We start from the raw sequence: 9,294 nt of genomic DNA on the forward strand, positions 1-9,294 counted from the left end.
CGACGCTCCTTATTTACGGCCTTTACGCTGCTGCTTTTTAGGTTGAGCAGCCGGTTTTTCCGGTTGTTCAACAGCAGCCATACCACCCAGGATCTCACCTTTGAAGATCCATACCTTAACGCCGATTACACCGTAAGTGGTGTGCGCTTCAGAGGTGTTGTAGTCGATGTCAGCACGCAGAGTGTGCAGCGGTACGCGACCTTCGCGGTACCATTCGGTACGTGCGATTTCCGCGCCGCCCAGACGGCCGCTAACTTCAACTTTGATACCTTTAGCGCCCAGACGCATTGCGTTCTGTACAGCACGCTTCATAGCACGACGGAACATAACACGACGTTCCAGCTGAGAAGTGATGCTGTCAGCAACCAATTTAGCGTCCAGTTCAGGCTTACGAACTTCAGCGATATTGATCTGTGCAGGAACGCCAGCGATATCCGCTACGACCTTGCGCAGTTTTTCTACGTCTTCGCCTTTCTTACCGATAACGATGCCAGGGCGAGCAGTGTGAATAGTCACACGGATGCTCTTAGCTGGACGCTCGATAACGATACGAGATACAGACGCTTTAGCCAGTTCCTTAGTCAGGTACTGACGTACTTTAAAATCGCTGTCCAGGTTGTCAGCGAATTCTTTGGTGTTCGCAAACCAGGTAGAGTTCCATGGTTTTACAATACCCAGGCGAATACCATTAGGATGTACTTTCTGACCCATTGCTAGTCTCCAGAGTCTCAGCGATCGGACACAACCACAGTAATGTGGCTGGTGCGCTTCAGGATGCGATCTGCACGACCTTTCGCACGCGGCATAATGCGCTTCATGCTTGGGCCTTCATCTACGAAAATTTTCGCGACTTTCAGATCGTCGATGTCAGCGCCATCGTTGTGTTCAGCGTTAGCAATGGCAGATTCCAGTACTTTCTTGACCAATACCGCAGCTTTCTTGTTGGTATAGGTCAGGATGTCCAGGGCCTGCGACACTTTCTTACCGCGAATCAGGTCAGCAACAAGGCGAACCTTCTGTGCAGAAGAACGAGCATGGCGATGTTGAGCTAAAGTTTCCATCTCTTCCTCCTACCTTATTTCTTCTTCGCTTTTTTATCAGCAGCGTGGCCGCGATAAGTACGAGTCGGTGCGAATTCACCCAGTTTGTGACCAACCATTTCGTCGGTAACAAAGACTGGAACGTGCTGACGACCATTATGGACAGCGATGGTCAAACCGATCATGTTAGGAAAGATCGTTGAACGACGGGACCAAGTGCGCAGGGGCTTCTTGTCTCCGCTTTCCACCGCTTTCTCTACCTTCTTCAGCAAGTGCAGGTCAATAAAAGGACCTTTCTTGAGAGAACGTGGCATGGCTTATCCTCTAAAATTATTTGCTACGGCGACGTACGATAAATTTATCAGTACGCTTGTTGCTGCGGGTCTTCTTACCTTTGGTCTGAACGCCCCACGGAGTTACCGGGTGCTTACCAAAGTTACGACCTTCACCACCACCATGTGGGTGATCGACTGGGTTCATCGCAGTACCGCGAACGGTAGGACGAACACCACGCCAGCGTGCAGCACCAGCTTTACCCAGAACGCGCAGCATATGCTCAGCATTGCCAACTTCGCCCAGAGTAGCGCGGCAGTCTGCTTCGACTTTACGCATTTCACCAGAACGCAGACGCAGGGTGACATAAGCACCATCACGCGCAACGATCTGAACGTAAGTACCAGCGGAACGCGCCAGCTGACCGCCTTTACCTGGTTTCATTTCTACGTTATGAACGGTAGAACCAACCGGGATATTGCGCATCGGCAGGGTGTTGCCTGCTTTGATTGCAGCATCAACGCCAGACTGAATCTGGTCGCCAGCTTTCAGGCCTTTAGGGGCCAGGATGTAACGGCGTTCGCCATCTTTGTACAGAACCAGCGCGATGTTCGCGGAACGGTTCGGATCGTACTCAAGACGCTCAACAACTGCTGGGATACCGTCTTTGTTGCGTTTGAAGTCAACAATACGATAAGCCTGCTTGTGGCCACCACCGATGTGACGAGTGGTGATACGGCCATTGTTGTTACGACCACCGGATTTGCTGTTTTTTTCCAGCAACGGAGCAAAAGGTTTGCCCTTGTGCAGCTCAGGGTTAACCACTTTAACTACGTGGCGACGACCCGGAGATGTCGGTTTACATTTAACAACTGCCATTGTATTACTCCTCCGACTTACTCAGCGCCGCCAACGAAGTCCAGGTTCTGGCCTTCTTTCAGGGTGACGTAAGCTTTTTTCCAGTCGCTACGACGACCGATACGCTGTCCGTGACGTTTAACTTTCCCTTTAACTACCAGGGTGTTAACGACTTCGACTTCGACTTCAAACAGTTTCTGCACAGCAGCTTTGATCTCTGCTTTGGTCGCGTCTTTAGCAACTTTGAGAACGATGGTGTTTGTTTTTTCCATCGCAGTAGACGCTTTTTCAGAAACGTGCGGTGCGCGCAGCACCTTCAGCAGACGTTCTTCACGAATCATGCCAGCATCTCCTCAACTTGCTTAACAGCATCAGCAGTCATTACGACTTTGTCGAAGGCGATCAGGCTAACCGGGTCGATACCAGTCGCGTCGCGTACGTCAACCTTGTGCAGGTTACGCGCGGCCAGGAACAGGTTCTCGTCCAGCTCACCGGTGATGATCAGCACATCTTCCAGAGCCATGTCTTTCAGTTTCTGTGCCAGCAGCTTAGTTTTAGGCGCTTCAACAGAGAACTTCTCGACAACGATCAGACGATCCTGACGTACCAGTTCGGACAGAATGCTTTTCAGCGCGCCGCGGTACATCTTTTTGTTAACTTTTTGACTGTGGTCCTGTGGACGCGCAGCGAAGGTCACGCCACCTGAACGCCAGATCGGGCTCTTGATAGAACCTGAACGCGCACGGCCGGTACCTTTCTGGCGCCATGGCTTTTTGCCAGAACCAGTTACTTCAGCACGAGTCTTCTGAGCACGAGTACCCTGACGAGCACCAGCTGCATAAGCAACAACAACCTGGTGAACCAGCGCTTCGTTGAAATCACGACCGAAGGTAGTTTCGGAAACAGTCAGCGCGCTCTGCGCGTCTTTCAATACTAATTCCATTGCTATCCCCTTACGCCTTCACAGCTGGTTTAACGATCAGGTCGCTACCGGTTGCACCCGGGACCGCACCTTTAACCAGCAGCAGGTTGCGCTCAGCGTCAACACGTACTACGTCCAGGCTCTGAACGGTTACACGTTCGTTACCCAGCTGACCTGCCATTTTCTTGCCTTTGAACACTTTGCCCGGAGTCTGGTTCTGACCGATAGAACCCGGAACACGGTGAGACAAGGAGTTACCGTGGGTAGCGTCCTGGGTACGGAAGTTCCAGCGCTTAACGGTACCAGCAAAACCTTTACCTTTAGAGGTACCGGTTACGTCAACTTTTTTAACGTCAGCAAACAGCTCAACGCTAATGTCCTGACCTACGGTGAACTCTTCGCCTTCAGCAAGACGGAATTCCCACAGACCACGGCCAGCTTCAACGCCAGCTTTAGCGAAGTGACCCGCTTCTGGTTTGGTTACACGGTTAGCTTTTTTAGCACCAGTGGTAACCTGAATAGCGCGGTAGCCATCGTTAGCCAGATCTTTAACCTGAGTAACGCGGTTTGCTTCAACTTCGATTACGGTTACTGGGATAGAAACGCCATCTTCAGTGAAGATGCGGGTCATACCCACTTTTTTACCGACTAAACCAATCATTGTTTCAACCTCTCAATCGCTCGATGACCTGATTAACCCAGGCTGATCTGCACGTCTACACCGGCAGCCAGATCCAGACGCATCAGAGCATCAACGGTTTTCTCAGTTGGCTCAACGATGTCAACCAGACGCTTGTGAGTGCGGATTTCGTACTGATCACGCGCATCTTTGTTAACGTGCGGAGAGATCAGAACGGTAAAGCGCTCTTTGCGGGTCGGCAGCGGGATCGGACCACGGACTTGCGCACCAGTGCGCTTAGCAGTCTCGACGATTTCCGCGGTTGATTGATCGATCAGACGATGATCAAACGCTTTAAGGCGGATACGGATTCTTTGGTTCTGCATGAGACCAGAGCTCCAATTATTTTATAAACGAAAATGATTACTCCTCAAACCCATTACGATTGATGGGAGAGTGTAACCGTTCTTACGTAGCTCCCCAATTGGGAGCATTGTTGAGTAACAAAGTGAGCTACTCTGGTTCAGATTGAACCCGCCGTCAATTACGACAAGCCCGCGCATTATACGTAAATCTGGACAAGACGCAAGTGCCGTTTAGAAATTAAGCGCTAAAGACGCACGATGCGTAAGGTCACGCACTTTTTTATGTAATCAATCCCTTCTCAAGGCTTTATCGGAAGCCGCTACGCAATTGCGGTTTTTGTAAATTGTCGGACATGCAGATTATGGCGAGTATGCGTGCAAACCCTTTTGAGGCCTTTTCCATGGTTATGACCCTCCCCTTTCTCCTGATCTATTTTTCACTAACGGCTTTCCTTATACGTGCAGACATTCGCACCGGGCTTCTTCCTGATAAATTTCTCTGCCCGCTGCTTTGGACGGGCCTGCTCTATCAGCTCTGTCTCCACCCTGATTTTCTGCCGAGTGCAGTGGTGGGTGCGATGGCGGGATATGCCGGGTTTGCCGCTGTCTATTGGGGCTATCGGCTACTCTGCCGGCGTGAAGGGATGGGCTACGGCGATATTAAATATCTGGCGGCGCTCGGCGCGTGGCATGGCTGGTGCGTACTGCCGATGCTGGCATTGGTAGCGGCACTGTTAGCGCTACTTTCCTTTCTGTGTCTCTCGTTGCTTACCCCTGACAAGCAGACATTAAAAAACCCGCTGCCTTTTGGGCCATTTCTGGCGACAGCGGGTTTATGCGTCGGTTGGGAAAACCTGATTAATTTTCCACTTTGATCTGAGACTGAAGATAGTTCTGTAGGCCAATTTTGCTGATGAGATCCAGTTCTGTTTCAAGCCAGTCGATGTGACCTTCTTCATCGGCCAGGATCTGGATCATCATGTCGCGGCTGACATAGTCATGTACGCTGTCCGCATAGGCGATAGCTTCACGCAGATCTTTCGCGCCCTCCAGTTCAAGCCGGAGATCAGAACGCAGCATCTCTTCGACATCTTCTCCAATGCCCAGCTTTCCGAGATCCTGCAGGTTAGGAATGCCTTCAAGGAAGAGAATACGCTCGATGTATTTATCGGCGTGTTTCATCTCATCAATGGACTCATGGTATTCAACATCGTTGAGGCGAGTCAGTCCCCAGTTTTTGAACATTCTTGCATGGAGAAAATACTGGTTGATTGCGACAAGCTCATTTCCCAATAATTTATTGAGATAACTTATGATTTTAACATCACCTTTCATTATATAGTCCCTCCGCTTCCACTCATTGAAGCGTAGAACGGGCTACAGGGATGTCAAAAAAAAGATGGTAGCTTACGCGATCTCTTTGAATTCCGGGATCTGCATCAATTCGTCCTGCATAATCTCACGCGCCGCGCGCACGCATTTACCGCATTGATTTCCCACCGGAACAAACTTGCGAAGCTGCTGAAAAGACTGTGGCTGAAACTGGCGAACGGCCTGACGAATTTTTTTGTCGCTTACACCATTACATAAACAAACGTACATAAAGACTCCCGTTCAAAATATGCGCAAAGTGTAAGTGAGAATGCTTATGATTACAATAGCACATACGCCTGTATGCGGCGCGGGAGGAGACAAAAAATGCGACATGCTGTGACAAGAAAAAGGGCACAAAAAAAAGGACGCCGAAGCGTCCTTTTTATTTCAGGGATAATTAATTAGCCCAGAACTTTAGCAACAACGCCCGCGCCAACGGTACGGCCGCCTTCACGGATTGCGAAACGCAGACCGTCGTCCATCGCGATTGGGTGGATCAGAGTCACAACCATCTTGATGTTGTCGCCTGGCATTACCATCTCTACGCCTTCTGGCAGTTCGATGGTACCGGTCACGTCAGTTGTACGGAAGTAGAACTGTGGACGGTAGCCTTTGAAGAACGGAGTATGACGGCCGCCTTCGTCTTTGGACAGAATGTACACTTCAGATTCGAACTTGGTGTGTGGCTTGATTGAGCCTGGCTTCGCCAGTACCTGACCACGTTCGATTTCTTCACGTTTGATACCACGCAGCAGAACACCTACGTTCTCACCAGCACGGCCTTCGTCCAGCAGTTTGCGGAACATTTCAACGCCAGTACAGGTAGACTTCGCAGTCTCTTTGATACCAACGATTTCAACTTCTTCACCAACTTTGATGATACCGCGCTCTACACGACCGGTAACAACGGTACCACGACCGGAGATGGAGAATACGTCTTCGATTGGCAGCAGGAATGGCTTGTCAATCGCACGCTCTGGTTCTGGGATGTAAGAATCCAGGTAGCCAGCCAGTTCGATGATTTTCTCTTCCCACTCTGCTTCGCCTTCCAGCGCTTTCAGCGCGGAACCACGAACGATTGGGGTATCGTCGCCTGGGAAATCGTACTGAGACAGCAGTTCACGAACTTCCATCTCTACCAGTTCCAGCAGCTCTTCGTCATCAACCATGTCGCATTTGTTCAGGAACACGATGATGTAAGGAACGCCTACCTGACGACCCAGCAGGATGTGCTCACGGGTCTGAGGCATTGGGCCGTCAGTCGCAGCAACAACCAGGATCGCGCCGTCCATCTGCGCAGCACCGGTGATCATGTTTTTAACATAGTCGGCGTGGCCTGGGCAGTCTACGTGAGCGTAGTGGCGAGTCGGGGTGTCATACTCAACGTGAGAGGTGTTGATGGTGATACCACGAGCTTTTTCTTCTGGTGCGTTATCGATCTGGTCGAAAGCACGAGCAGCACCGCCGTAGGTTTTAGCCAGTACGGTAGTGATTGCAGCAGTCAGGGTAGTTTTACCATGGTCAACGTGGCCGATAGTACCAACGTTGACGTGCGGTTTTGTACGTTCAAATTTTTCTTTAGACACGGCTATATTCCTTACTATAGTGCTCTCCCCTTCGGAGAGAGCACGGGACTTAGGTTTTAATCCTGTGGATTACTTACCACGGGCTTCGATAACGGCCTGAGCAACGTTGTTCGGCGCATCATCATACTTCAGGAATTCCATAGTGTATGATGCACGACCTTTGGTCAGAGAACGCAGCTGAGTTGCATATCCGAACATTTCAGACAGCGGAACTTCAGCGTGGATCTTAACGCCAGTTACTTCGGATTCCTGACCACGCAGCATACCGCGACGACGGCTCAAGTCACCGATAACGTCACCGGTGTTCTCTTCAGGAGTTTCTACTTCAACCTTCATGATTGGCTCAAGCAGAACTGGTTTTGCTTTCTTAAAGCCTTCTTTAAAGGCAATAGACGCAGCCAGTTTAAACGCCAGTTCAGAGGAGTCAACGTCGTGGTAAGAACCGAAGTGCAGACGAACACCCATGTCTACAACCGGGTAACCAGCCAGAGGACCAGCTTTCAGCTGCTCCTGGATACCTTTATCAACGGCAGGGATGTATTCGCCAGGAATTACACCACCTTTGATGTCGTTGATGAACTCGTAACCTTTAGGGTTAGAGCCCGGCTCCAGTGGGTACATGTCGATCACAACGTGACCGTACTGACCGCGACCACCAGACTGCTTAGCGTGTTTACCTTCAACATCGGTAACTTTCGCGCGAATCGCTTCGCGGTAAGCAACCTGAGGTTTACCCACGTTCGCTTCAACGTTGAATTCACGCTTCATACGGTCAACGATGATGTCCAGGTGCAGTTCACCCATACCGGCGATGATGGTCTGGTTAGATTCTTCATCAGTCCATACGCGGAATGATGGGTCTTCTTTCGCCAGACGGCCCAGAGCCAGACCCATTTTTTCCTGGTCAGCTTTGGTTTTTGGTTCAACCGCGATGGAGATTACCGGCTCAGGGAATTCCATACGCTCCAGAATGATCGGGTGATCCGGGTCACACAGGGTGTCACCAGTGGTCACGTCTTTCAGACCGATAGCTGCAGCGATGTCGCCCGCACGAACTTCTTTGATCTCTTCACGTTTGTTAGCGTGCATCTGTACGATACGGCCAAAACGTTCACGCGCCGCTTTCACGGAGTTCAGGATGGTGTCACCGGAGTTAACCACACCAGAGTAAACGCGGAAGAAGGTCAGGTTACCCACGAATGGGTCGGTAGCAATTTTGAACGCCAGTGCAGAGAATGGCTCGTCGTCGCTTGCGTGACGCTCAGCCGGAGTATCTTTACCGTCGTCCAGGATGCCGTTGATCGCAGGAACGTCAACCGGGGATGGCAGGTAGTCAACTACCGCATCCAGCATCGCCTGAACACCTTTGTTCTTGAACGCAGAACCACAGGTTACCAGGATGATTTCGTTGTTCAGAACGCGCTGACGCAGAGCAGATTTGATCTCTTGCTCAGACAGTTCTTCACCACCCAGGTATTTTTCCATCAGCTCTTCAGATGCTTCAGCCGCGGATTCGATCAGGTTCTGGTGCCATTCGTCAGCCAGGTCCTGCATCTCAGCCGGGATATCTTCGTATTCGAAGGTAACGCCTGCATCTGCTTCGTTCCAGTTGATGGCTTTCATTTTCACCAGGTCGATAACGCCGGTGAAGCCTTCTTCAGCACCAATTGCCAGCTGCAGCGGAACAGGGTTCGCGCCCAGACGGGTTTTGATCTGACCAACAACTTTCAGGAAGTTAGCACCCATACGGTCCATTTTGTTAACGAACGCGATGCGTGGAACTTTATATTTGTTTGCCTGACGCCATACGGTTTCAGACTGTGGCTGAACACCACCAACTGCGCAATAAACCATTACCGCGCCGTCAAGAACACGCATGGAACGTTCTACTTCGATGGTGAAGTCAACGTGCCCTGGGGTGTCGATGATGTTTACGCGATGCGGTTCGTACTGCTTAGCCATACCTGACCAGAATGCAGTAGTCGCTGCGGAGGTGATAGTAATACCACGCTCCTGCTCCTGTTCCATCCAGTCCATGGTGGCTGCGCCGTCATGAACTTCACCGATTTTATGGTTTACACCGGTGTAGAACAGAATACGTTCGGTAGTAGTGGTTTTACCGGCGTCGATGTGCGCACTGATACCGATGTTACGGTAGCGTGCGATGGGTGTTGTACGAGCCATTTGATTCCTCGTTTATATCTTTAGGCGTTCAGTTAAGTTACCCAGAGCGGGCGGCTTCTCTGAAGCGCCCGCC

13 protein-coding genes are annotated in these 9,294 nt (G+C 50.8%); 1 reads left to right on the forward strand and 12 read right to left on the reverse strand.

The window, feature by feature from the left end:
* Positions 1-9: 9 nt before the first annotated feature.
* Genes rpsC through rpsJ form a run of 8 tightly spaced genes read right to left on the reverse strand, consistent with a single transcriptional unit; the run spans position 10 to position 4,098 of the window.
* The gene (gene rpsC / locus MOQ06_RS16075; protein WP_000529945.1) at positions 10-711 is read right to left on the reverse strand and encodes a 30S ribosomal protein S3; all 702 of its coding nucleotides are present in this window, start codon (positions 709-711) and stop codon (positions 10-12) included.
* Between the two features lie 17 nt (positions 712-728).
* Positions 729-1,061, reverse strand: a complete 333-nt coding sequence (rplV, locus tag MOQ06_RS16080) for a 50S ribosomal protein L22 (protein ID WP_002919773.1) — start codon at positions 1,059-1,061, stop codon at positions 729-731.
* A gap of 14 nt (positions 1,062-1,075) precedes the next feature.
* A complete protein-coding gene (gene rpsS / locus MOQ06_RS16085; RefSeq protein WP_001138117.1) occupies positions 1,076-1,354 on the reverse strand; it encodes a 30S ribosomal protein S19 in 279 nt (92 codons plus the stop codon).
* Between the two features lie 16 nt (positions 1,355-1,370).
* On the reverse strand, positions 1,371-2,192 hold the full coding sequence (rplB, locus tag MOQ06_RS16090; protein WP_000301859.1) for a 50S ribosomal protein L2: 822 nt from the start codon (positions 2,190-2,192) through the stop codon (positions 1,371-1,373).
* A gap of 17 nt (positions 2,193-2,209) precedes the next feature.
* On the reverse strand, positions 2,210-2,512 hold the full coding sequence (gene rplW, locus MOQ06_RS16095) for a 50S ribosomal protein L23 (RefSeq protein ID WP_000617546.1): 303 nt from the start codon (positions 2,510-2,512) through the stop codon (positions 2,210-2,212).
* A complete protein-coding gene (gene rplD / locus MOQ06_RS16100; RefSeq protein WP_000424395.1) occupies positions 2,509-3,114 on the reverse strand; it encodes a 50S ribosomal protein L4 in 606 nt (201 codons plus the stop codon). Before rplD ends, rplW begins: the two co-directional genes overlap by 4 nt.
* Positions 3,115-3,124: 10 nt before the next feature.
* A complete protein-coding gene (gene rplC / locus MOQ06_RS16105) occupies positions 3,125-3,754 on the reverse strand; it encodes a 50S ribosomal protein L3 (RefSeq protein ID WP_003863274.1) in 630 nt (209 codons plus the stop codon).
* A gap of 32 nt (positions 3,755-3,786) precedes the next feature.
* A complete protein-coding gene (gene rpsJ / locus MOQ06_RS16110; protein WP_001181005.1) occupies positions 3,787-4,098 on the reverse strand; it encodes a 30S ribosomal protein S10 in 312 nt (103 codons plus the stop codon).
* Between the two features lie 380 nt (positions 4,099-4,478).
* Here rpsJ and MOQ06_RS16115 point away from each other — a divergent pair, with 380 nt between their 5' ends.
* Entirely contained in the window at positions 4,479-4,952 is a 474-nt protein-coding gene (locus MOQ06_RS16115; RefSeq protein ID WP_242174443.1) for an A24 family peptidase, read from the forward strand.
* On the opposite strand, the gene bfr is transcribed toward MOQ06_RS16115, so the two are convergent.
* The 4 genes from bfr to fusA form a co-directional block, all read right to left on the reverse strand.
* Positions 4,936-5,412, reverse strand: a complete 477-nt coding sequence (bfr, locus tag MOQ06_RS16120) for a bacterioferritin (protein WP_028014636.1) — start codon at positions 5,410-5,412, stop codon at positions 4,936-4,938. The genes MOQ06_RS16115 and bfr overlap by 17 nt on opposite strands.
* Positions 5,413-5,484: 72 nt before the next feature.
* Positions 5,485-5,679 carry a bacterioferritin-associated ferredoxin gene (bfd, locus tag MOQ06_RS16125; RefSeq protein ID WP_003863268.1) on the reverse strand — a complete coding sequence of 65 codons (195 nt, stop codon included), beginning with the start codon at positions 5,677-5,679 and terminating at the stop codon, positions 5,485-5,487.
* 173 nt (positions 5,680-5,852) lie between these two features.
* Positions 5,853-7,037 carry an elongation factor Tu gene (gene tuf, locus MOQ06_RS16130; protein WP_022651945.1) on the reverse strand — a complete coding sequence of 395 codons (1,185 nt, stop codon included), beginning with the start codon at positions 7,035-7,037 and terminating at the stop codon, positions 5,853-5,855.
* A 69-nt stretch (positions 7,038-7,106) separates the two neighbouring features.
* On the reverse strand, positions 7,107-9,221 hold the full coding sequence (gene fusA / locus MOQ06_RS16135) for an elongation factor G (RefSeq protein WP_006812195.1): 2,115 nt from the start codon (positions 9,219-9,221) through the stop codon (positions 7,107-7,109).
* Positions 9,222-9,294: the final 73 nt, after the last annotated feature.

It is taken from the genome of Enterobacter sp. I4 (assembly GCF_022669095.1).
Classification (GTDB): domain Bacteria; phylum Pseudomonadota; class Gammaproteobacteria; order Enterobacterales; family Enterobacteriaceae; genus Enterobacter; species Enterobacter pasteurii.